Source organism: Cytophagaceae bacterium, from assembly GCA_016722655.1.
Classification (GTDB): Bacteria; Bacteroidota; Bacteroidia; order Cytophagales; family Spirosomataceae; genus Leadbetterella.
The window spans coordinates 1,138,467-1,163,004 of record JADKIR010000004.1 but is presented as its reverse complement, the minus strand read 5'-3'; the positions used below and the strand labels follow the sequence as shown (position 1 = coordinate 1,163,004).

Below are 24,538 nucleotides of genomic sequence, written 5' to 3'. Positions count from 1 at the left end.
AATATTATTTCAGATGAAAAAACTCTTTATTCCACTTTTTTTATCCCTCGTTTTTCGGGTAATTACTACAAATGCTCAAAACACTCCTTATTTACCTACGATTTACAATTCAGACTATACGATTCCACCACCAACATCTTTGACCCAGTTTAATGACTCGTTGGGAAATGTGTTTCAAAATATTTATTTCTATGAAAAAGAAGAATTTTCGGGTGGCTTCAAGGAAAAAAAGTTTTATTACATAAATTACGGATTGTTGAATTCATTGCAGGGAAATCATATAATATTTAACCCAAATAGTCTTTTGCAAGATAGACTTTACGGTTTTTATAAGAAACCTGACTTAAAATCGGAGGTTATAATTAATAGTAACAAATCAAAATATATAGTTAATCAAACTCCAAATATTTTTAAAGTATTAAGAGTCGAAATAAATAGAGAGACCAATGAGGTTGTGTTTTTGGAATTGAAAAAATTAAATGATGAAAAATTTCCTGTGGTTTATTTTTCTCCAAAAGATTTTATTGCCAATACACAAACCAAGGTTGGAAGTATGGCTGATTTGGGATTAATCACGAAAGAATACCTCGATTTTTTGCTTTCAAAATATCAAGGCAATGAGTATTTGCTTAAATACAGAAATAGTTCAGAAATTAATTACCCCGAAAATGCCTCTGATCCCAACTCATTGAAGATGCTGGAGAATAGCAAAAGCAACCAAAATAAAATAAATACAAATGGTCTAATATTGTATAGTCTTTATAGTGGTTATGGATTTTATGGGATGTTTGGTTACATGATGATGAAGAATAATTTCCAGAAACTTAAAAATAATATTAAGGACTTTAAGCTTAAACAAAGAAATCTTTTATATGACCTCGAACTCACGTCTAACACCAGATTGACTGAGTCTGACTTTGGATTGGATATTTTCTGGAAAGTAAAAAACATACATATCCTTGAAGAATCTACTGTTCCGGTATTGTTGCTTGAAAGCTCAAAAGGTAAGAAGATTTTGGTTTTTGAAGAGTTAAGTGATTTGATGATTTCGAAAAATGAAATCCCGGGTTTGAAAATTAAATATGGTCAGGATATAATTGATAAAATATTTGCCTCAAAAATTGACTACGGTTTCTCAATTTCACTGATTCGCTTTTCAATCGGTTATGAAAACTCACTGGTTTCGGTTGAACTTACCCCCGAAGGGAAAAGAGAAATTTTTGGATTTCAGAAAGTATGGATACACCTTAAAGATGGTGTTTATGAAAAACAAGAATGGAATTATTTCAGGCAACCTTATTCAAAAAGTGAATCTAATGAATGATTATGAAGACTTCAATTTGGTTTTATAAGATTTAAAACCGGATTTGAATGCTTCTGTTGCGGCATCCTGCATTATTATCATTGCGATGGATAAATGAGAAGAAATTTTTCCACCGTAAATTGCTAAATCAAATTCTTTCAGGGCTTCAGTAAGTCTATCATTTGGAATAGTTTCGGATATTTCCTTTGTGCTCATTGATTCAATTGGTTTTCTTATGAGCCAGGCCATGTGTTTTTTCCAAACCAAAAGGACTTCAGAAACAATTTTTTGATTTTCAATATTTCTGCCGAGTCTTTTATAAATGGATAAAAATCCCCGGTGCTTGTTTTTGTATCTCCAGATTTTATAAGTTCTGATAAAAAATTTCCCAAATATTAGCCAGATAACCGCTGAAATGGCTATTAATAAGCCCAAAAAGTACAAAATTTTTGGATAATTAAAATCAATGGGAACCTCAAAAAAACCAGTTGACGCTTCTGGTTGATACCCGGAGATTGTTTTTTGGCTAATTGCTGAATGAAGTCGAACAAATTCTTTGTCACTAAATTGATTTTTACCAGTTTTTAAGTAATTAACAGGTAAACTTAATGATAGAATACTATCCGTTGAAAAACTCAATAGGGTATATACTGCACTATCTAAGCTTACACCTCCCAATGTTTGGGTAGGGAAATACTCAATTTCAATTAGCTCAAATGGTTTATAGTTATGTGTTGAGTCAGGAAAAGTAACAGGATGTTTACTATTGTGGGTCAACGAAAGGGCAAATTTAATATTTCTACCCACTTCCAGTGTGTCACTCAGAAATCTCCCTTTTGGCTTTTGTCCATAACCCAATCCTGGTAGAATTAGCATTAATAATAAAAAGCGGAATAATAATTTCATTATTTTAATGAATCTTTCTATTATAAAATTTGATTTTTATTTTCTGTATCTAAACAAAGAGATTAAACTATTAACATAGTCAGACCCAGACTCGACTGAAAGATAATTTGCTTTATTTTGCTTGCAAAGTTTCTCTAGTTTTGATCTGTTTTCTTCAAACAAATCTTTCATTTCGCGTTTAAATATTCCCGAATACGTATTTATCCACTGTGTCTTTCCGGCCTCTTTGTCATAAACTGGTACTATTCCCAAGCTTGGCAAGCTCACTTCTCTTTTGTCAAAAATATGCAAAACCACAAGGTCGTGTTTTCGTGCAAGTGCTTTAATTCCATGTTCATAATCCTGATCCAGAAAGTCTGAAATCAAAATAATAACACTTTTTCTTTTCAAAATATTCAATGTAAATGAAATTGCATCCGCCAAATGAGTTTTTAAAGAAACCGGTTTCAGCCTGAATATCCCGGATATAATTTTATAGGCTTGTTTCATTCCTGATTCCGGTTTTATGTAAAGTTCTTTTTGGTCAGAAAAGCAATACAAACCCACCTGGCTTGCTTCTTTTATTGCCGAAAGGGTTAGAACACCACAAAGCTCTTTGGCTGTATCAATTTTTAGGGAACCTTCTTTTCCTATGTCCTGAGAACCACTTACATCAAGCATAAAAAATACTGTCTGTTCTTTTTCCTCTTTAAATATTTTCACATAGGCACCATGTCCTTTTGCAGTAGTTATCCAGTCTATAGCTCTAACATCATCACCATATTGATAAGTCCTCAAATCACTAAACTCAAGCCCTGTTCCTTTAAAAATAGAACTGAAATTACCATTAAGGTGGGAGTTCACAGCCTTCCTGATTTTTATTTCATATTTATTGAGTTTATTTATTATCTCTCTCACTACAATGCAGTTTTTGGAAAAATTAAGAATTTATAACTTATTCCCCTTTATTTTATTGATATTTTTGTGTTTCAAAATACTGAAAATCCGAAAATGAACAATATTGGCATAAAAATAGCATTTATTTGGTTGTTAAGTTTTATTTCCTGTAAAACTGAGGATACAAAGACGATTGAAAAAGTCAAAATAGCTCAAATTATAGGTGATTTACATTGGATTGAGGCAAAAGTTAGCAGGTTTAATTTCCGAAATCAGGATTCAACCAAGGTAGCTTTCCGGGAATTGGAAAAAGAAATTTACAAAAAACACAAAACCGATTCTGCTACATTTAATAAAAACTATGATTTGTATTCAAAAAATAAATCAGAAATGAAAGAGATATATGAAGCTGCAGAAAAATACTTGGAGAAGAAAAAAATAAAAAAGAAAAATGAAAAACCTGGTAATTATCCCCACATACAACGAGATTGAGAATATTGAGGCAATAATCCGTAAGGTTTTTCATTTGTCAGAAATATTTCATGTTTTAGTGGTTGACGACGGTTCGCCCGATGGTACTGCCGAAAAGGTAAAAGAGTTGATGGGAGAATTTCCCAATATGCTTTTTATTCAAGAAAGAAAAGGTAAACTGGGATTAGGCACAGCATATATCCATGGATTCAAGTGGGCTTTGGAGCACAATTTTGATTACATCTACGAAATGGATGCCGACTTTTCACACAATCCCGATGATCTTGTAAGATTGTTTTATGCCTGTCGCGACGAACGAAACGACGTGGCTATTGGATCAAGGTATATTAAGGGTGTAAATGTAGTCAACTGGCCGATGGGACGTGTGCTGATGTCTTATTTTGCTGGTGTATATGTCAGATTTGTTACCCGAATGCCTATCATGGACCCCACTGGAGGGTTTATTTGTTATTCCAGAGAAGTACTGCAAACTATTCCATTGAACAAAATCCGGTTTGTGGGTTATGCATTTCAGATCGAGATGAAATTTAACGCTTATCTTTTTGGATTTAAGATAAAAGAAGTGCCCATTATTTTCACCGATCGTACTCTTGGACAATCAAAAATGTCATCCAAGATATTTAAAGAGGCTGTTTTTGGGGTAGTTATGATGAAAATCTGGAGCCTTTTCAAAAGCTTTAAAAGGAAATAATTGTTATCATCCATTTCTGTAAATCTACGGAAATAAACTGGTTTTGGATTGAATACATGATTTGGTCTTTGAAACCCATAATATTTTCTGATTAATTTCTTCTCCCGACAGGATTTCGGTAATTTAGGGCTAAAATTAAAACCCTGCCTTATGCGATTTCTCATTGTTTTTTCATTGTTATTTTTCAATTTTAGTTCTTTCGGTCAAACTAGCCTTGATTACTATCTTCCCAAAGACGTAACTTATTCTGCCAAAATACCTACCCCGAAACAATATTTGGGTTATGAAGTCGGTGAACAACATGCCTCTCCCTATGAAGTGTATGGTTATTTTCGTGAAGTTGCCAGACTTTCTGACCGTATAAAAATTGAGACTTATGCACGTAGTTTTGAAAACAGGGAATTGATTTTAGCCACAGTTAGCAATCCCGAAAACCTCCAGAATATTGAAATCATCAAAAAAGAGCATCAAAAACTTTCAGATCCGGGGCAGTCAGGTCAATTGAAATTGGAAAAAATGCCCTTGGTGGTTTGGTTGGGGTATTCTGTTCACGGCAATGAAGCCAGTGGTGTCAATTCTGCTTTGTTGACCATTTATTATCTGGCTGCTGCTCAAGGTCCAAAAATTGAGGAACTTTTAAAAAGTAATGTGATTTTGGTGGACCCTTGCATTAATCCCGATGGCGGGAACAGGTTTGCAACATGGGTAAATCATAACAAAAGCAAAAACCTGGCAACAGACGCCAACAACCGCGAATTTAAAGAAACATGGCCCGGTGGGCGTTCAAATCACTATTGGTTTGACATGAACCGGGACTGGTTGTATCAGCAACTCCCGGAAAGCAAGGGAAGAATGATTAAATTTTATGATTGGTTGCCCAATATCCTTACTGACCACCATGAAATGGGAAGCAATTCCACATTTTTCTTTCAACCTGGTATTCCAGAGAGAACTCACCCCCTCACTCCTCAGAAAAACATAGATTTGACATCAAAAATCGGGCAATTTCATGCAGCCGGACTAGACAGTATAGGTTCATACTATTACACCAAAGAAAACTATGATGATTTTTATTATGGCAAAGGCTCTACTTTGCCCGATGCCAACGGTTCAATAGGCATTTTGTTTGAGCAGGCTTCGTCACGTGGGCATTTGCAGCAAACTACCAATGGCTTGCTGAGCTTTCCGTTTACAATTCGAAATCAGTTTTCAGCCACGCTTTCAACACTAAAAGCGGCACAAAATATGAGGGCAGAGTTGCTCGCTTATATGAAAGATTTTTATACCGAAAAACCAACGGATGACATTAAATCATATGTGTTTGGGGGAAATGGCGATAAAGTGGCTGTTTATGAGATGTTGAATGTTTTGAAAAGAAATAAAATTGAAGTTTTTGCATTATCAAAAAATGAAAACATTAACGGGCAGGTCTTTATTGCTGACAATTCTTTTGTTGTTCCCGCCACTCAACCTCGTCACCGGCTCGTAAAGTCGCTTTTTGAGAGAAGAACTACTTTTGCCGACAGTGCTTTTTATGATATTTCATCCTGGACATTACCCCTTTGTATGAATGTGCCTTTTGCCGAATCCAAAATTGCTATTGCTCAGGGAAAACCCATAGAAATACCGGATTTTTCTCCGGGAAAAGTTATCGGAAAAAGTAACTATTCTTATATTTTTGAATGGTCGGGTTATTATGCTCCCAAAGTTGCCAATTATTTGATAAACAAGGGGTATAAGTTAAAATATGCCACTCAGCCTTTCGAAGTAATGGTTGGAAATGATAAGAAAAGATTTACCTATGGTACTGTTCAGGTTATTTGTGGGGGGAAAGATATTTCAGATGAATTGAATACTCTTGCAATACAAAATGGTATTGATTTTTATGGCATCGAAAGCGGCCTGACAGTATCGGGAATCAATCTTGGAAGTGAAAAATTCAGAAATGTTGAAAAAATTAATCCTCTAATGATAGTAGGAGAAGGTGTTGATTACAACGATGCCGGCGAAGTTTGGCATTTGCTTGACCAGAGAATGGATATAGTATTGAACATGGCTGATTTAAGCCAGGTCAACAAATTGGATTTAGCCAAATACACTCACCTGATCATCAATCAGGGCAGATACAATGAGTTAAGTGAGGAAAAAATAAAAAGCTATTTGGCTCAAGGGGGTACTGTGATTACTCTTGGCGACGGAGCCGGATGGATTTCTCAGAAAAAACTGGCTTCCATAAATCTTAAACTGGAAGCTTCTGCTGACAGTAAATCAAAAAAACCATTTGATCAAAAATCGAATATCGAAGGTGCTTTGGTTACCAGTGGAGCAATAGTTGAGACTCAAATTGACATCTCTCATCCAATGGGTTATGGTTATACCCAGAAAACCCTGCCGATTTTTAAAGTCAACAATGTGGTGTTTGAAGATACGGGTAACCCATATAATACCCCATTGATTTTTAGTTCAAAACCTCTTATTTCAGGTTATATTCATGTTAAAAATCAGGAAAGAATTAAGAACTCTCCGGCTGTAATTGTTCAAAATGTTGGAGGAGGTAAAGTAGTTTGCATTTCAGATAACCCCAATTTCAGGGCTTTTTGGTATGGTACCAACAAGCTATTTCTTAATGCCCTATTCTTTAGCAATGGTATGGCTGGTGGAAGATTCGAAGAGGATTGATTTCATTAATTTATCCGTCTGATTTTTGTTAATTTTGCAAAAAAATAATTTATGGAAATTTCAGAAAAAGAACTGCGTGACTTTATAAAAAATGCATTGCATGAGGACGTTCGTGATGGTGATCATACCTCTGCATCTACGATTCCTGAAAATGCCTCAGGAAAAGCAAAATTGCTGGTAAAAGACGATGGAATTGTAGCGGGAGTAGAGCTTGCCAAATTGATATTTGACGAAGTTGACCACGATTTGAAAGTAGAAATACTCATTAAAGATGGCGAAGAAATTAAAAAAGGGGATATAGTTTTGTATGTTACCGGTCGTGACCGTTCTATTCTGACCGCCGAGCGGCTGGTACTTAATTGTATGCAACGCATGAGCGGAATAGCAACCGTAACGCACGAAATGGTTGAGAAGCTAAAGGGTACTCAATGCAAAGTTTTGGACACCAGAAAAACTACACCTGGTTTTAGATTATTGGAAAAATGGGCTGTTAAAATTGGGGGAGGGGTAAACCATCGTTTCGGCCTTTTTGATATGATTTTAATAAAAGACAACCATGTAGATTATGCCGGAGGGGTAAAAAATGCACTTTTTGCCTCCCAGAAATATTTGAAAGAAAAAAACCTTACCTTACCAATTGAAATTGAAGTTCGAAACCTGGACGAACTGGCCGAAGTTCTTGAGGTAGGAGGGGTAATAAGAATAATGCTCGATAATTTTTCTTTTGAAAACATAAAAGAAGCCCTTAAAATGATTGATGGAAGATTCCCTGTCGAGGCTTCAGGCGGAATCAACCCCGACACCATAAGAGAATATGCCGAAACCGGTGTAGATTATGTTTCGATGGGTTATCTTACCCATTCCGTAAAAAGCCTTGATCTAAGTTTAAAAGCAGTAAAGTAAATTATTTTGTAAAGTTTAAAATTTGCTTTTATCCCGAATTAAGGTATGAAAAAAGATATTGAATTTCCGGAAAACACCAAAGTGACTATGGCCATTGCCCCTACAGAATTGGACCAATGGGATGTGTTTTTAATCAATAACGGAGACCAGATTTTGAAAAATGTTTTGGCAGCCACAACCGGTTATGGTTTTGACAAAGTCGGGAACAAAATTAGCACCAGCACATTACGTCATTTTTTTGATGAAATAGAGGCAAATTCTATTCAATTGGTTGAAAAAATTGACCCTTCTGTTTTTGGTTTGCACAATGAATATTGGGTTAGCTATTGGATTGAGGGAAAGCTGTACGACCGAAAGTTTATTTTTGTGCCTGAAAGTATCACTAATCAAAACTGCATTTTTGTTAAAGCTTTAGGAAAAGAAGCCGTTTTACATTCCTGAGAAAAGATATAAATCATTGATTTTTTGAATGGTATAATTTTTGCCTGATTCCTAAAAACTTAAAATCAGTTATATGAAAATTATTAATTCTTTTATTGTTGTATTAATATCCGTATTGTTTTTTGGTTGCGAAGCAGAGGATGTTGAATTAAATCAGATATTGGGTGACTGGCAATTGCAATCCACTTCGGTTGATATTAACATTGTTGATGAAAAACCGGTAAAATTTGATCTGGATTTATCAGAATATCAATCCACAATTAGTTTTAAAGAAGATGGGACATTCACTACAAAATCCAACGAAGCAGTATTATTAAAATTAAAACAACAAAATGTTGAAATTGCAGATTATTCTTTGACTTCTGGAGGTACTTATACTATAGAAAACGGAGTTTTTACGATTAATTCAAAAGATCAGAATAATAAATCTCAGAAATCAAAATTCAAGATTACTTTTCAGTCAGATGACACATTTTGGATTGAAATGAACAAAGCCATTTATCTTGATATGATTAAAGTGGAGTTAGAAACTCAAAAAACACTTTTGGCTGCTTATGGACTTACAGTTGATATGGTAATTGAAGAATTGTCAGCAGATGTTCTAAAATTTGATTATAAAACTACTTATAAAAAAGTAAAATAACGGATCAGAAACATACAAACAAAAGGGGATGAATTTTTGTAAATTCATCCCCTTTCTTATTCTAATTCTTTAATAATTAGTTTCCTATCATCAGAGACTCACGTCTTCTCATTTTACCGGCAGGAATACCAAACATCATTTTAAATCTGCGGCAGAAATAAGCAGTGTCTTTGTATCCAACTTCACCACCTATGGCCCTGATACTTTTTTTCGAAGTACGAAGCAGATTCACGGCTTCTTCCATTCTCTGGTATTCTATATAATCCTGCGGATTGATACCTGTCAACATTTTGAAATATTGCCCTACATAATCTTCAGATACGTTGGCAACATTGGCGAGTTGTTTGTTTGACAAGTCACCCGAAATATTGTTTTTGATATAAGTAAAGATGTCAATCAATCTTGGATCTTTGAAGTAGGTGCTGTTGGTAGCCAACTGCTCTACAAACATCCTGTTTCTTAAGATATATCTGATGACTTCAATTACTGCTTCTTCAGTTTTGTTGGCAATCACCCTTCCTCTTCCGGCTTCGTCGGTAAAATCTTCAATTAAAATATCTTTGATAAGCGACGCAAGCTTTGAATCTTTGTAAATAAAGAAAGGAGGGATGTCAAGGGAAGTAAAGAAGTTGACTGAGTCAAAAACTTTTGCTTCAAATGCGATTAAACCGAAAGAGTTTTTTACAATACCAATTTCCGAAGGATCAGTCATGGCTTCAAAATAGTGTTCTCTTTTGGTCATAAACTCTTCATAAGTGATGGGTTTGGGTTCGCCCACACCATAGGTAATAGTTGCTGCCTTTCCTCCGGGAATAAAAAGTATGTCACCGGCTTCTATTTTTCCATCTACACCTTCTATCTGAACATCTCCATTATAAAGAACCAAAAGCGTATTTTCTACATCGTAGAAATTTTTGATTCTAATGGGTTGTAAAATATTAATATGGCGAGCTTTTCCAAACTTCACCCCTAAAGATTCAATGATTTTATTATAGTCTTCCATTTCACGGATTTTTACGGGTATTGGCTGTTTATACAATTATTTTGGCCATTTACCACAATTTCAAAACATAGTTTGTACAAAACTAATAATTATTATCTAAGATACAAGCACTAGTGTAACTAAAAACTGTTCAATAAATTATATATTTCTTAGATTTTTTCTGATAAATTCTAAAAATTGTTCAAATTTCGTATATTTTTTCAAGTATAAAATTTATAAAAAAATCTTGTGTAAAACATAGAAACAAAAAAAGAGCCATAAAGACTCTTTTCTGATAATTTTATCACTTTTCGATTTTATTTCAATATTTCTCTGGCAATTACCAGCTTCTGAATTTCTGATGTGCCTTCATAAATCTGAGTAATTTTTGCATCTCTCATTAATCTTTCAACATGAAACTCCCTTACGTACCCATATCCACCGTGGATTTGTACGGCCTCAGTTGTTACCCACATTGCGACCTCTGATGCATAAAGTTTGGCCATAGCCGCTGATTCCACATAGTCAAGTCCCTGGTCTTTGTCACATGCTGCTTTGTAAACCAATAGTCTTGCAGCCTGAATTTTGGTATGCATTTCGGCAAGTTTAAACTGAATCGCCTGATGATCAGAGATAGGCCTTCCGAAGGTTTTCCTTTCTTTTGAATATTTTAAGGCAAACTCAAAAGCACCTGCTGCAATACCCAGAGCTTGAGCCGCAATACCAATCCTTCCCCCATTCAAAGTTTTCATGGCAAATTTAAAACCAAATCCATCTTCTCCAATTCGTTGATTTTTAGGGACTTTTGCATCATTAAACATCAATGAATGCGTGTCAGAAGCCCTGATTCCCATTTTGTCTTCTTTCTTTCCAATTTCAAAACCCTGAACGCCCTTTTCAATTATCAGGCAATTAATACCTTTATGTTTTAATTCTGGATGAGTTTGAGCTATTACCAGACAGATATCGGAACTGTTGCCGTTGGTTATCCAGTTTTTAGTTCCATTTACCAGATAAAAATCACCTTTATCTTCGGCCAGGGTGTGCTGTGAAGTGGCGTCGGAACCCGCCTCTGGCTCAGAAAGACAAAAAGCCCCCAATTTTTGACCACTAGCCAAAGGTATAAGATACTTTTGTTTTTGTTCTTCAGTACCATATTTTAACAGGCCATAACAAACCAATGAGTTGTTAACAGACATAATTACTCCTGCCGATGCGTCAACTTTGCTGATTTCTTCCATTGCGAGTACGTAACTGAGCGTGTCCATGCCACTTCCGCCGTATTCTGTAGGCACCATCATGCCCATAAAACCCATCTCGGCCATTTTTTTGACCATTTCTTTAGGGAATTTGGACTCAATATCCCGGTCGATTACGCCTGGAAGTAGTTCGTTTTGTGCAAAATCCCTGGCTGCTTCTTTTACTGCAAGGTGCTCTTCTGTAAGTTGAATCGTTGGTAAAATCTGATTTTCCATTATTGATTGAAGTTTTCATCAAAGTTATAGAAAATCAAAAAGGTATGCAAGCATACCTTTTTTGAAATATTTTCAGTTGGGGTAATTATTTTATATAAATGATTGAATTCAAGCCGGCTCAGAAACAAAATATCTTGCGAAAGGAGAATCAGAAGCTTTTACTTTCCAATGTTTCGTTAAGCCTCCCATAGTATCTACTTGATGATTAAGCAGATAAGTATCAGCAGAAATGATATTTTCATTGATATATTTTCTGATTTGAAAAATAGGGAAATACTTGATTTCATCAGCAGTAAAATAGGGTACTGAACGGTCAAAAAAGTCAATCCCGGCTTCTGAGCCAATTTGTTTTAACCACCTCGTAGAGGAATCGATGGAACAGCCCGAAACTTCATCAAAACCATTGACTGCCCCAATAACCAGAATACGATTATAAAATATTTTGAATGAGCCTTTTATGCTTTTGCCGTGAGATTCCCAGTTATGGACTGAAGATTGAAGAAAGTCAGTAATTTTTGAAATCTCCAATGGGTTTAAATCCCTTTGAGCCTGATAAATCCAGATTCTTGATGAGTCTGGCAATTTTTCAAAATCTATATACATACATTATTAGAATTTGAATTGAAACATTATTTTTTAGAAAATAATTCTTTCCTGCAATTTATAAAATCCTTTAGTTGAATGTTATTTTCGATATCCCGAAATGATTTTCTACTTTTGCGTGATAATTTACAAAAACCGGAATTTAGATGGGAAAACATACTTTGAAACTCAAAAAACCTTTGGCATTTATTGATTTAGAAACCACTGGAATTAATATTTCTAAAGACCGGATTGTAGAAATTTCGATTGCCAAAGCCAATATTGACGGTACTGTTGATGTTAAAACCAAACGAATAAATCCCACTATTCCGGTTCCGCTGGAATCAAGTTTGATTCATGGTATTTATGATGAAGATATAAAAGATGAGCCCACTTTCAAGCAGTTGGCCAAATCACTTTCTCAGTTTTTGGATGGCTGTGACCTTGCAGGTTTTAATAGCAACAGATTTGATATTCCTATGTTGGTAGAAGAGTTTTTACGGATTGACACTGGAATTTTTGAAATTAAAAACCGGAAATTTGTAGATGCTCAGAGGATTTTTCACCTGATGGAACCTCGAACACTAGGTGCTGCTTATAAGTTTTATTGTAAAAAGTCTCTCGAAAATGCTCATAGTGCCGAGGCAGACACTTTGGCAACGCTTGAAGTAGTTTGTGCCCAGATAGAAATGTATGAAGGTGTAAAAATTAAAAACGATAAGGGAGAAGAATATGAACCTGTTCAAAATGATGTATCAGTTTTGCACCAGTTAACTTCTGATAAACTCGTGGATTTTGCCCAAAGAATGATTTTGAACAATAAAGGTGAAATCGTATTTAATTTTGGGAAAAATGCCGGCAAAAAAGTAACCGAAATACTGGCAAAAGAGCCACAATATTATGATTGGATTATCAATAATGACTTTCCTCTTGATACAAAAAGGAAGCTTACTGAAATTAAACTTAGTATGAAAAAATAACTTTTTCGAATTATTTAGGTTGTAAGTATTAATTTTGTCATAATTTTTATTAAACGCCCTTATTGAATGTTAGAGAATAGTATCAACAAGATACCTGATGTTTTTTTGCAGGTTCCGATGGTAAATTTTGTTCTTTTGGCTACCATATTATTTTTAATTGGAATTTTCGGAGTATTAATCAGACGCAATGCAATCATAATTTTCATGTCAATTGAGTTAATGCTTAATGCTGTAAATCTGCTATTGGTTACATTTTCTTCTTACAATTCTGATCCCAATGGTCAGATTTTTGTTTTTTTTATTATGGCAGTTGCAGCCGCAGAAGTAGCAGTGGGTCTGGCTATTATTGTTATGATTTTTAGAAATATCAAAACCATTGATATCGGACTTTTAAACAAATTGAGAGGTTAAAATAACAATACATTTATGGCAATTATTGCTTTAATTCCTTTATTACCATTTTTAGGTTTTCTGATTAATGGTTTTGGTTTTAAAAATCTTCCAAAATCTGTTATATCAAATGTGGCAACCGGAGCTTCATTGTTATCGTTTGTTTTGGTGGTTTATACTTTTCTTAATTTTGATTCTACTGAACCACAAATCATTCACTTTTTTGAATGGATTACTGTACAGGATTTCAAAATTGATTTTTCTTTTCAGATTGATCAATTAAGTCTCATCATGTTATTGGTTGTTACTGGAGTGGGCACGGTGATTCATTTCTATTCGATAGGTTATATGGAGCACGATGAAGGCTTTGGCCGATTTATGGCTTACCTTAACCTGTTTTTGTTTTCGATGATTTTACTTGTTATTGGAGGCAACTATTTGATGATGTTTATTGGATGGGAAGGTGTAGGATTGTGTTCATATTTGCTAATTGGTTTCTGGAATCAAAATGTTGACTATTCCAATGCTGCCCGCAAAGCCTTTATTATGAACAGAATAGGAGACCTGGGGTTTTTAGTTGGGATATTTTTAATTATTCAAAACTTTGGTACATTAGAGTTTACACAAGTATTTGGACAGGCGGGCAATTACCAGATTGGGGACTCAACGATAACTGCAATAACCTTCGCATTATTTATTGGTGCAATGGGTAAATCGGCCCAAATTCCACTTTTTACCTGGTTACCTGATGCTATGGCAGGTCCGACTCCTGTTTCTGCTTTGATACACGCAGCCACAATGGTAACTTCGGGTATTTATATGGTAGTACGGTCCAATGTGCTCTATTCCCTTTCTCCATTTACATTAGAATTTATTGCCTGGATTGGTCTTGCCACAGCATTATTGGGGGCAACCATTGGTTTATTTCAAAATGATATCAAAAAAGTTCTGGCTTACTCCACAGTGAGTCAGCTGGGTTATATGTTTATTGCATTAGGTGTAATGGCCTATAGTTCAGGGTTATTTCATGTAATAACGCATGCATTTTTTAAGGCTTTATTATTTTTAGGAGCAGGAAGTGTAATTCACGCTATGGGGGGTGAGCAAGACATCAGAAAAATGGGTGGACTTTGGCCAAAAATCAGAATAACCGCCTTCACTTTCCTAATTGGAACTATTGCCATCAGTGGTTTTCCTCCATTTGCAGGCTTTTTCTCCAAAGATGAAATCCTGGCTCATGTTTTTGAGCATAACAAAATAATGTGGGGATTGGCAGTATTGGGCTCACTCATGACTTCTTTTTATATGTTCAGATTGTTTTTTGTAACCTTCAGAGGAAAGTTTAGAGGCACTTCAGAACAAATGAGCCATTTGCACGAATCCCCCGTAACCATGACCTTTCCATTAATAATTTTGGCTGTATTGTCTGTCATTGGGGGCTATATTGGTTTACCGAAAGTGTTGCATTTTCCTCATTTTTTAAATCAATATCTGACACCAATATTTGAAGGAAGTAAAGTTATAAATCCGGAATTTGGATTAGTGACGATTTCTCATGAAATGGAATGGACACTCATTGCAATTTCTGTTGCGGTAGCCTTTGCGGGCTTGGTTTCAGCATATTTTATTTTTGTGAAAAATAGTAAAGTACCCGAACCAGACGCCGAAATTTCTGGGATTAAAAAACTTGTGTATAATAAATACTATATTGATCAGATTTACAATAAGTTAATTGTAAAGCCAATTGAAAAAAGCTCATCATTTTTAGGGAATGTATTTGAAATAAAAGTTATTGATGGGATAGTTAATAATATTGGGAAAAGTATACTTTCTGCAAGTGAAAAAATAAGGGCTATTCAGGTAGGTACTACAGGAATCTATGTACTGTTCATGGTATTGGGAATTATATTAGTATTGAGCCTTGGTCTAGTGCCTCAGCTTTTAGAGTCCATGAAAATCGTATTTAAATAATTAAAGAACTTTATGTTAACGCTATTTTTATTTTTGATACCATTGATTGGAGGGTTATTAGTCATTAACCTGAAAAGTCAGAAATCTGCCAAAATGTTTTCTGGGATAGTCTCAGTTTTACAAATCTTTTTGTACATATATATATTCATCAATTTCAATAATCCTGACTTTCAATCTCAGTTTAGTTATGATTACAAATGGTTGAGTGATTTTGATATCAGGTTTCATTTGGGGTTGGATGGCCTTTCAATTCTGATGGCAGGCTTGACGGTGGTTTTATCTGCAATAGTATTGTATTTTACTTCTACCATGAATTATGGAAAGCTATCATTGTTTTCAGGCCTGATATTCTTTACTGAGAGTGCATTATTGGGCTTATTTATGGCCAAAGATATTTTTGTTTTTTACTTCTTTTTTGAGTTGGCATTGATACCCATTTATTTTATGGCAAATATTTGGGGAGGCAAAAATTCTTCAGCTATTACTTTCAAAATGTTTATTTATACTGTTTTTGGAAGTTTATTTATGTTAATAGGTTTTGTCTTTTTGTTTATGAGAGGACAGACTGCCGATATTTCTGCACTAAAAGAAACAGTTGCTTTGCTTCCTGAAGGCTTAAAGGCATTTTTGTTTTGGGGGTTTTTGCTTGCTTTTGCTATAAAAATGCCAATTTTTCCATTTCACACCTGGCAACCTGATGTATATACCGAAAGTCCAACTCCGGTAAGTATGATGCTATCAGGTTTACTTTCAAAAATGGGGGTATATGGTTTGATCAGAATTCTGATTCCATTTGGGTACACAGGTGTAAAGGAATTTGGAATAATAGCAATATTTTTAGGTGTGGTAGGCCTTATATATGGGTCCATAATTGCAATCAAACAAAATGAAGTCAAAAAAGTAATAGCTTATTCTTCTTTTGCACATATGGGCTTAATGGCCTCCGGAGTACTTACACTTTCTTCGACAGGCATTCAAGGAGCGATTTTTCAAATGCTTGCCCATGGTATAAACGTTGTTGGGTTGTTTTACATTAGCAAAATCATTTATGAAAAAACCCAAAGCCGGGAATTGAGCGGACTCGGAGGCTTAGCTAAAAATGCACCGAAATTGGCTGTGATTTTTATGATATTTCTTTTGGGAAGTATAGCTTTGCCCTTGACTAATGGGTTTGTTGGTGAATTTTTATTATTGAAATCTGTATTTGACTTTATGCCTGTTTTGGGAATAATAGCAGGTCTAAGTATTATTTTGGGAGCTGTTTATATGTTGAGAGTTTATCAGAAGTCTATGTTTGAATATCCAGGGTTTTATGACTTAAAAGATATTGAGAATAAACATCTGATAGTGTTGATTCCTATGGTAGTGCTGGTATTTTTTATGGGAATTATGCCAAATACTATATTGGAAATCAGCCAGTTTTTTACAAATACTTTAACTCAAATTAAATAATTTCCGGTTTTTTTCTAAAGAAAAATATAAATATGTATCCAATTATTACATTATCGATAACCGGTCTTCTGACACTGTTTTTGGGTCTTACTTCTTATCGAAAAGCTTTGCTACCTTTTTCATTACTATCAATCATTGTTGCTCTGGTGAGTAATTTTTTTGATTGGGGCAAGCCAGGCCTTTATTTCGGTGATATGATTGCCATTGACAACTTTGTGTTGTTGGTTCAAAGCATTATTTTATTTTCGTCTTTTTTGATTATTAGCATTAGTGACGGGCTTTTTAAAGATGAACACTCAAGTCCTGCGGAGTATTATGCCTTAATTCAATTCACTGTTATAGGGGCATTGTTGATGGTAGCGTTTAAAAATTTTATAATGCTTTTTGTTGGCCTGGAAATTCTTTCCGTGGGATTATATATCTTGGCGGGGGTCGATAAACGAAATTTAAGAGGCAATGAGGCTGCATTAAAGTATTTTTTAATGGGTTCATTCGCAACTGGAATTCTGCTTTTTGGAATAGCCATGTATTATGGTGCAACAGGCACTTTTGATATTGATGGTGGCTTAAATGTGGCCGGAAGGTTACCCGAAGGTAAAATTTTCTTTTATATCGGCATTACGTTTATTCTGGTGGGAATGCTATTCAAAATTTCTGCTGTTCCTTTTCATTTCTGGACTGCAGATGTTTATCAGGGTTCTCCAACGATATTTACAGCCTACATGGCTACTGTTGTAAAAACTGCCGGAATTTTTGCATTGCTTAAATTAACCATGAGTTCTTTTTCTGGAGAGTATCCTTTTTGGTCAAAAATATTGGTAGTAGTAGTTGCCTTAAGTTTATTTGTAGGCAATATAGCTGCAGTATATCAAAGCAATATGAAAAGAATGCTTGCCTTTTCGAGTATTTCTCAGGCAGGTTTTATGTTGTTAAGCTTATTGGGTTTAAACGGTTTAAGCTATGGAAATTTAGCCTATTACTCTTTAAGTTATGCTTTGGCCACAGTTGGATCTTTTGGTGTTTTAATGATTATTTCGTCGAATGTTTTGGAAAATGGACGACCCAAAGAGGATTTCGATATTTTTAATGGTCTCATGAAAAAGCAACCTGTATTGGCAACAGTATTGATAGTTTCCATGCTTTCGCTCTCCGGTATTCCGCTAACTTCAGGTTTTTGGAGTAAATTCTTCGTTTTAAATGACGCTGCAGGCAGAGGTTATAGTTGGCTTCTTGTTTTCGGAATCATTATGTCGGCAATCTCGGTTTATTTTTATTTTAAACCAATTAGAGCTGTCTTTAAAGACCCTAATCCTAATCACCATGAGATTATTGAAGTTAATTCTTTTCCTAAGATAATCTTGTTGACCACTGCACTTCTTTCTATCATATTAGGTGTCTTTCCGAATATTTTCAGAGGTCTGTTTTAAGAAAAATTTAAACTGTTTTTGGCTAATTTTTGACAATTTGACGATTTAAATTGTATATTTTAAATAATGTATATAAGTAATCAAATAATTTTAAATTAAATTTTAAGAATTTTTTAAGAAAATTTGCTTAGATTCTTAAAATGCACTTAAATTTGTAATGTCTTATAACAATAAACAATCTAATAGAGATGAAAAAAGTATTTGGAATTTTGTTCGTTGCTGGTATGGTAGCTTTTGCTTCATGTACTTCAGCTACTGAGGCTACTGAAGAAGCTGCTGCTGTTGTTGATTCAGCTGCTGCTACTGTTGATTCAGCTGCTACTGCTGTTGTTGATTCAGCTGCTGCTGCTGTTGATTCAGTTGCAAAATAATTTTTGCGAACAACAAGAAATTAAGCCTTATCTTTACGATAAGGCTTTTTTTTATTGGTCACAAATAAAGTTAAAACTATGCAATTTATTGCATCTCACTTTAGTTTCTAAAAATTTTGTAACTTTAAGTTATGGAATTTCAAAGAATCGGCGGACATACAGTATCCCGATTGACTGCACATATTGTATGGTCAACAAAGTATAGATATTCAGTTTTGGAAGGAGATATTAAGATACGTTGTCGAACAATTTTGATACAAATCTGTGAGGCAGAAGGAGTACAGATTTTGAAGGAGTTGTATCAAAGAATCATATTCATATGCATATAGAATATAGGCCATCGCAAGATTTGAGTACACTTGTAAAGTTATTAAAGGGGCGTTCATCTAGGAAATTGCAAATGGAATTTCCGGAGTTAAAGAAAAGATATTGGGGGCGTCACTTTTGGGCCATAGGATTTGGTTGTTGGAGTACAGGTAATATTACAGATGAGATGGTAAATGAATATTTGGAACATCATAGAAATCCTGATTCTAATGACAATACAAATTTCATAGTTGAGTAGGCAGACTTTCAGTCTGTAAGAAAACTATGGACTTTTAGTCCATAGTGGTTTATTTTAATTTATGCTAAATCGAAGTATTCCTCCTTTTTTTTCATCTATTTCTAACATTAAGTTACCCCCGTTGTTAACAACAACTCTTTCAAACGGGTTAAAAATTCACTCCATAAAAAACAATCAATTACAAGTATTCAGGCTGGAAATCATATTTGCTGCCGGGTCATATTTTGGAGAAAAATTCGGACAATCTTTTTTTACCTCCAAAACCCTAAATCTTGGGACTAGCAACATGTCGGCTAAAGAAGTTGCTGAAGAGTTTGAAAAGCTAGGTGGTTTTCTGGAAATTAATCAAAATGTTGAACGACTGAATATTACACTTCATGGATTATCGAGTTTTTTTAAAAAGCAAACTAACAATCTATTTGAAATTATTAATTCCCCGGTTTTCCCCGAAACAGAATTAGAGATTCAAAAAAACATTACCAAACAAAGTCTATTAGTTAATCTTGAGAAAACTTCGTTTGAATCCAACAGGGTTTTCAGAGCTGGTTTATATGGTAATCATGTTTTTGGAAAATCGATGGATTATCAGGATATTGAAGATACTGAAAGAAATGATTTGCTTAGTTTTTTTGAAGAGAACATTAAAAATTCTGATTTTGAAGTATTCCTCTCCGGCAATTTCGACGAATCTGATCTTGATTTTCTTTCAGATCAATTGCAATCTTTAACTGTAAAGAATGTTAAACGGGAAGTTATAACACCAAGACTATTTCCGGCATTTGAAAATAGAATTGAAAAAGAAGGAAATATACAATGTTCTATAAGAATCGGTAAAAGGATGATTAACCGAAAGCATCCTGATTTTTATAAATTTATGGTTACCAATACTATTCTGGGCGGATACTTCGGTAGCAGATTGATGAAAAACATAAGAGAAGAAAAAGGGCTTACCTATGGTATTTCTTCGGTTTTGACTCCGATGGGAGCAGATGGAATATGGTACATAGGTGCTGATGTAAATAAAGAAAATCTTGATTTGGCGGTTTTCGAAATCGGAAAGGAGATAAATAAACTGAAAGAATCCGGAACGGTGAATGAGGAACTGGATTTGGTGAAAAGCTATATGAATGGTTCAATTTTGAATAGCATGAATACCGTTTTTGATGTTATGGATAAGCATAAAGCCTTGATTTTCGAAAATTTGGATATTAATTTCTATGGAAATTTAATTGAGGAAATCAGGTCTGTAACAGAGAGGGATGTTTTGGAAATTGCGAATAAGTATTTTGAAAACTTCTCAACTGTAATCGTAGGTTAAAATGGGGAGAATACTTGCTTTGGATTTAGGGAAAAAACGCACAGGATTAGCTGTAACTGATCCATTGAAGATAATTGCCACTGCACTCGATTTCGTCGCCACATCAGAGCTTATGGGCTATTTGGAGCTGTATTGCAGCAAAGAGCCTGTTGAAAAAATCGTTTTGGGATATCCCACTGATCTCAAATCCAGAGAAACAGATGCCACTCAGTTTGTTAAAGACTTTTTTGAAAAATTGAAAACCAAATTTCCGGATATTTCAATAATTCTTCATGACGAAAGATTTACTTCTAAAATGGCCCTCCAAAGTATGATAGATTCGGGTCATACCAAAAAACAAAGGAGAGAGAAAGGCAATATTGATAAAATAAGTGCTGTGATCTTGTTGAACTCTTATCTTCAGTAAACTAAGTATCTTATAAAAGAAGAATCATTATTAATTTATAAAAAAGAAATCCTTTATTAAGATTATTGAAAAAAAACCGCCTTACAGGCGGTCTTTTATTTTAGAAAGAGCAAAATTTGTAAGTCGGAACCCTCAAGAACCACACATAACACAACCTTCGGGATCATCTAATGAGCACTGCATAGCTGCGTATTTCTGTTCTTCTTCGCTCATTTTAAATGAAGCGGCGGCTTTTACTTTAGCCTCGTTTTCTTTGGCATACGTGTTGTAGTCCAATGGTTTTTCTTCCATTTTCTCCACTACTGGTGTGGTTTCGGCAATTGCCTGACGGTCCACAGTAAACTTAACGGCGTCAACTGCTGCTTTAGTACGTAAGTAGTACATTCCGGTTTTTAGACCGGCCTTCCACGAATAGAAGTGCATAGAAGTAAGTTTGGCGAAGTTGGGATCCATCATAAAGATATTAAGCGACTGGCTTTGGCATATAAATGCACCACGGTCAGCCGACATATCGATAAGGGTTTTCTGTTTGATTTCCCAGGCAGTTTTATAGAGTTCTTTTAAATTATCAGGAATTTCATTAATATTTTGCACAGACCCATTGGCTGCAATCAGTTTGTTTTTCATGGTGTCGTTCCACATCCCAATTTTCACCAGGTCGCGGAGCAGGTGCTTGTTTACTACCACAAATTCACCAGACAATACCCTACGAGTGTAAATATTTGACGTATAAGGCTCAAAGCATTCGTTATTGCCTAATATCTGACTAGTCGAAGCAGTTGGCATGGGTGCCAGTAACAATGAATTTCTAACTCCATTTTTTATTACTTTTTCACGCAATTCTTCCCAATTCCAAAGTCCGGAATCTGGTGTAACGCCCCACATATCAAACTGGAATATACCTTGTGAAATTGGTGACCCTTCCCAGGTTTCATACGGTCCTTCTTCAATGGCCAACTCCATTGAGGTTTCCATTGCAGCATAATATATAGTCTCAAAAATGTCTCTGTTAAGTTTTTGAGCCGGCTGACTATCAAATGGAAACTTCAGCATAATAAACGCATCAGCCAATCCTTGAATTCCGATTCCTATCGGACGATGACGCTTATTGCTTTTTTCAGCTTCCGGAACGGGATAATAGTTGATATCAATAACCCGGTTTAAGTTTCGAGTGATTACCTTAGTGATTTCATAAAGTTTTTGAAAATCAAACCCTAATGGTCCATCGCCGTCAACGTTTTTGACAAATTTTGGAAGTGCAATTGAAGCCAGATTACAAACAGCTACCTCATCAGGGGCTGTATATTCGATGATCTCGGTACAAAGGTTTGATGACTTAATAGTACCCAGGTTTTTTTGATTCGATTTTTTGTTGGCTGAATCTTTATACAAAATGTATGGTGTACCGGTTTCCACCTGAGACTCTAATATCTGGAACCATAATTCCTGAGCCTGAATGGTCTTTCTTGCTTTACCTTCCGATTCATATTTTTCATAAAGTCTCTCAAAATCATCTCCGTATGTATCTGACATACCAGGACATTCATGAGGGCAAAACAAAGACCACTGTTGGTTGGCTTCCACGCGTTTCATAAACAAATCGGGAATCCACATAGCAAAAAACAAATCTCTGGCTCTTAATTCCTCTTTTCCATGATTACGTTTTAGGTCAAGAAACTCAAAAATATCAGAATGCCATGGTTCAAGATAAATGGCGAAAGACCCTTTTCTTTTACCCCCCCCCTGATCCACGTATCTTGCAGTATCATTAAATACCCTTAACATCGGCACTATACCGTTAGATGTGCCATTAGTGCCTTTAATATAGCTACCAGTAGCTCTTACGTTGTGAATTGATAGACCAATTCCACCGGCTGACTGAGAAATTTTGGCGGTTTGTTTTAATGTATCATATATTCCTTCTATGCTATCATCTTTCATTGTTAAAAGGAAACAGGATGATAGCTGAGGTTTTGGTGTACCTGCATTAAATAGGGTTGGCGTAGCATGAGTGAACCACCTTTCTGACAGTAAGTTGTACGTCTCAATGGCTTTTTCGATGTTTTCACCATGAATACCTACCGAAACCCTCATGAGCATGTGCTGAGGACGTTCAACAATCTTACCGTTCAGTTTCATCAGGTAGGATTTCTCAAGGGTTTTGTATCCAAAATAATCAAAACCAAAATCACGGTCATAGATTATTGATGAATCAAGCAATGCCGCATTGTCTTTAATTACCTTCCATGTTTCTTTAGAAATCAATGAAGCGTTTTCACCAGTTTTTGGGTCAGTGTACTGGTACATTTGTTTCATTGTACCCGAAAAAGACTTCTGAGTATTCTTATGCAAATTTGAAATTGCTATTCTTGCAGCCAATGTAGCGTAATCGGGATGTTTGGTAGTCATCGATGCTGCAGTTTCCGCAGCAAGGTTGTCCAATTCCGAAGTTGTTACACCATCATAAATACCGGAAACGACCTTCATAGCAACTTCTACAGGTTGTACAAAAGCGGGGTCAAGACCATAGCAAAGCCTCTCGATTCTAGCTGTTACTTTGTCAAATTTTACTGACTCTCTTCTTCCGTCTCTTTTTATAACGTACATAGTAGTGGCGAATAATTTTAGCGTAAAAGTTTAATTAATTTTAATAATAGTATTGGTAATATTCCATCATTCAAAACTAGGTTAAAAAAAGCACAAAAAAAATCCCATAAACATTTGGAAAAATGAATTATCCAATTGATTTAAAACAGGAAAAATTTATTGTGTCTTATTATCAATATTTTGCAAAATATGAATCCTCAAAAAATGCTATTTTTAAAGTTATCCACATTTTTTTTGCGAAATAAATAGATATTTATTTTTTTTAAAGAAGTATTTACTTTTTGGTATCTGGTTTAGCAAAAGTATAATTTTTTTTTAACTGAAAAAAATAATTTTCCAGTTTTCCACATTTAATAGTCTCATTATTAATCGTTACATTCCATTATCAACAAATCCCCCGACTGATAAGAAATCTCTACAATTCCGTCAGAAAGTGCCTCATTGCTATTCCCATTGCGTATTCCAAGAATTAACTCTTCATTTTTTAGCTCATATTTTAGATTGGATGTGGATAAGTGAGATACCCTGGAAATCGGGATTAATGAGAGGGGAGTTTGAGCTTTAAACCACTTGCGGAAAACGGCCGGCAGCGGACCAACAGGATATATAGTTGAGTAGTCGTCCAGAATAGTTAGTTTAATAGTTTTTAAGTATTTTGGAAGGATAGAAATATTGGCAAAAGTATGGTCGGCCCTGCGTCCTGTTGCCCATACAATATTGGCAGCAGGGAATCCCCTGTCAATTAAAAAATCTATGGCTTTTTCAAGGTCGGTTTTATCCTGGTCAGGGGTATGGATCACTTCTATTGGAAATTGTATTTTTCCAAGATACTCTTTCTGAAAATCTATCCTGTCAAAGTCTCCAAGTATTACATCGATTTTGATTCCAAGATTATGTACTCTTTCATAAGCACCGTCGAGCACTACTACAAATGGACTCCATTCGAGTAACTGATTTAGGAGCTCCATTGAGCATGCCTCACCATTGGCTATTATCAATGCCGGTTCTTGTTTTTCTCTTACGATATGATGTGATGACATATTATAAAAAAGCCTAATCGGTGAAGATTAGGCTAAAT

22 protein-coding genes and 1 pseudogene are annotated in these 24,538 nt (G+C 35.0%); 16 read left to right on the top strand and 7 right to left on the bottom strand.

The window, feature by feature from the left end:
* The first annotated feature begins 13 nt into the window (after positions 1-13).
* Entirely contained in the window at positions 14-1,324 is a 1,311-nt protein-coding gene (locus IPP61_05610; GenBank protein ID MBL0324646.1) for a hypothetical protein, read from the top strand.
* On the opposite strand, the gene IPP61_05605 is transcribed toward IPP61_05610, so the two are convergent.
* On the bottom strand, positions 1,325-2,209 hold the full coding sequence (locus tag IPP61_05605) for a hypothetical protein (GenBank protein ID MBL0324645.1): 885 nt from the start codon (positions 2,207-2,209) through the stop codon (positions 1,325-1,327).
* A 36-nt stretch (positions 2,210-2,245) separates the two neighbouring features.
* Positions 2,246-3,106, bottom strand: coding sequence for a DUF58 domain-containing protein (locus IPP61_05600; protein MBL0324644.1), 861 nt, complete (start codon positions 3,104-3,106; stop codon positions 2,246-2,248).
* 93 nt (positions 3,107-3,199) lie between these two features.
* On the opposite strand from IPP61_05600, the gene IPP61_05595 reads away from it, so the two are divergent.
* From IPP61_05595 to IPP61_05570, 6 genes are all read left to right on the top strand, one after another.
* A complete protein-coding gene (locus tag IPP61_05595) occupies positions 3,200-3,577 on the top strand; it encodes a DUF4296 domain-containing protein (protein MBL0324643.1) in 378 nt (125 codons plus the stop codon).
* Positions 3,537-4,268: a polyprenol monophosphomannose synthase gene (locus IPP61_05590; GenBank protein ID MBL0324642.1), complete on the top strand. Its 732-nt coding sequence runs from the start codon at positions 3,537-3,539 to the stop codon at positions 4,266-4,268. The genes IPP61_05595 and IPP61_05590 overlap by 41 nt, the downstream gene beginning before the upstream one ends.
* Before the next feature lie 150 nt (positions 4,269-4,418).
* Complete coding sequence (locus IPP61_05585; protein MBL0324641.1) at positions 4,419-6,947, top strand: zinc carboxypeptidase; 2,529 nt, start codon at positions 4,419-4,421, stop codon at positions 6,945-6,947.
* Positions 6,948-6,998: 51 nt separating this feature from the next.
* Complete coding sequence (nadC, locus tag IPP61_05580) at positions 6,999-7,850, top strand: carboxylating nicotinate-nucleotide diphosphorylase (protein MBL0324640.1); 852 nt, start codon at positions 6,999-7,001, stop codon at positions 7,848-7,850.
* Between the two features lie 45 nt (positions 7,851-7,895).
* Positions 7,896-8,291 (top strand): hypothetical protein, encoded by a 396-nt coding sequence (locus tag IPP61_05575; protein ID MBL0324639.1) that lies wholly within the window; start codon positions 7,896-7,898, stop codon positions 8,289-8,291.
* Positions 8,292-8,364: 73 nt separating this feature from the next.
* A complete protein-coding gene (locus IPP61_05570) occupies positions 8,365-8,934 on the top strand; it encodes a hypothetical protein (protein ID MBL0324638.1) in 570 nt (189 codons plus the stop codon).
* 76 nt (positions 8,935-9,010) lie between these two features.
* Here the strand turns inward: IPP61_05570 and IPP61_05565 are convergent, their stop codons facing one another.
* The 3 genes from IPP61_05565 to IPP61_05555 all read right to left on the bottom strand — a co-directional run bounded on the left by IPP61_05565 (position 9,011) and on the right by IPP61_05555 (position 11,994).
* Positions 9,011-9,937 carry a helix-turn-helix transcriptional regulator gene (locus tag IPP61_05565; protein ID MBL0324637.1) on the bottom strand — a complete coding sequence of 309 codons (927 nt, stop codon included), beginning with the start codon at positions 9,935-9,937 and terminating at the stop codon, positions 9,011-9,013.
* A gap of 296 nt (positions 9,938-10,233) precedes the next feature.
* The gene (locus IPP61_05560; protein ID MBL0324636.1) at positions 10,234-11,391 is read right to left on the bottom strand and encodes an acyl-CoA dehydrogenase; all 1,158 of its coding nucleotides are present in this window, start codon (positions 11,389-11,391) and stop codon (positions 10,234-10,236) included.
* A gap of 108 nt (positions 11,392-11,499) precedes the next feature.
* Positions 11,500-11,994: a hypothetical protein gene (locus IPP61_05555; protein MBL0324635.1), complete on the bottom strand. Its 495-nt coding sequence runs from the start codon at positions 11,992-11,994 to the stop codon at positions 11,500-11,502.
* A 146-nt stretch (positions 11,995-12,140) separates the two neighbouring features.
* On the opposite strand from IPP61_05555, the gene IPP61_05550 reads away from it, so the two are divergent.
* The 9 genes and pseudogenes from IPP61_05550 (at position 12,141) to ruvX (ending at position 20,853) form a co-directional block, all read left to right on the top strand.
* Positions 12,141-12,953: a 3'-5' exonuclease gene (locus IPP61_05550; protein ID MBL0324634.1), complete on the top strand. Its 813-nt coding sequence runs from the start codon at positions 12,141-12,143 to the stop codon at positions 12,951-12,953.
* A gap of 66 nt (positions 12,954-13,019) precedes the next feature.
* Positions 13,020-13,364: an NADH-quinone oxidoreductase subunit NuoK gene (gene nuoK / locus IPP61_05545; protein MBL0324633.1), complete on the top strand. Its 345-nt coding sequence runs from the start codon at positions 13,020-13,022 to the stop codon at positions 13,362-13,364.
* 15 nt (positions 13,365-13,379) lie between these two features.
* Positions 13,380-15,314 carry an NADH-quinone oxidoreductase subunit L gene (gene nuoL / locus IPP61_05540; GenBank protein ID MBL0324632.1) on the top strand — a complete coding sequence of 645 codons (1,935 nt, stop codon included), beginning with the start codon at positions 13,380-13,382 and terminating at the stop codon, positions 15,312-15,314.
* 12 nt (positions 15,315-15,326) lie between these two features.
* Positions 15,327-16,766: an NADH-quinone oxidoreductase subunit M gene (locus IPP61_05535; GenBank protein MBL0324631.1), complete on the top strand. Its 1,440-nt coding sequence runs from the start codon at positions 15,327-15,329 to the stop codon at positions 16,764-16,766.
* Positions 16,767-16,798: 32 nt separating this feature from the next.
* Positions 16,799-18,193: an NADH-quinone oxidoreductase subunit N gene (locus IPP61_05530; GenBank protein MBL0324630.1), complete on the top strand. Its 1,395-nt coding sequence runs from the start codon at positions 16,799-16,801 to the stop codon at positions 18,191-18,193.
* 188 nt (positions 18,194-18,381) lie between these two features.
* Positions 18,382-18,564 (top strand): hypothetical protein, encoded by a 183-nt coding sequence (locus IPP61_05525; GenBank protein MBL0324629.1) that lies wholly within the window; start codon positions 18,382-18,384, stop codon positions 18,562-18,564.
* A gap of 131 nt (positions 18,565-18,695) precedes the next feature.
* Positions 18,696-19,129, top strand: a pseudogene (tnpA, locus tag IPP61_05520) (IS200/IS605 family transposase).
* Positions 19,130-19,250: 121 nt separating this feature from the next.
* Positions 19,251-20,447: an insulinase family protein gene (locus IPP61_05515; GenBank protein ID MBL0324628.1), complete on the top strand. Its 1,197-nt coding sequence runs from the start codon at positions 19,251-19,253 to the stop codon at positions 20,445-20,447.
* Position 20,448: 1 nt separating this feature from the next.
* On the top strand, positions 20,449-20,853 hold the full coding sequence (gene ruvX / locus IPP61_05510) for a Holliday junction resolvase RuvX (GenBank protein ID MBL0324627.1): 405 nt from the start codon (positions 20,449-20,451) through the stop codon (positions 20,851-20,853).
* Positions 20,854-20,985: 132 nt separating this feature from the next.
* On the opposite strand, the gene IPP61_05505 is transcribed toward ruvX, so the two are convergent.
* Complete coding sequence (locus IPP61_05505; protein MBL0324626.1) at positions 20,986-23,460, bottom strand: ribonucleoside-diphosphate reductase subunit alpha; 2,475 nt, start codon at positions 23,458-23,460, stop codon at positions 20,986-20,988.
* A gap of 365 nt (positions 23,461-23,825) precedes the next feature.
* Positions 23,826-24,500, bottom strand: coding sequence for a thiamine diphosphokinase (locus IPP61_05500; protein ID MBL0324625.1), 675 nt, complete (start codon positions 24,498-24,500; stop codon positions 23,826-23,828).
* Between the last annotated feature and the right edge of the window lie 38 nt (positions 24,501-24,538).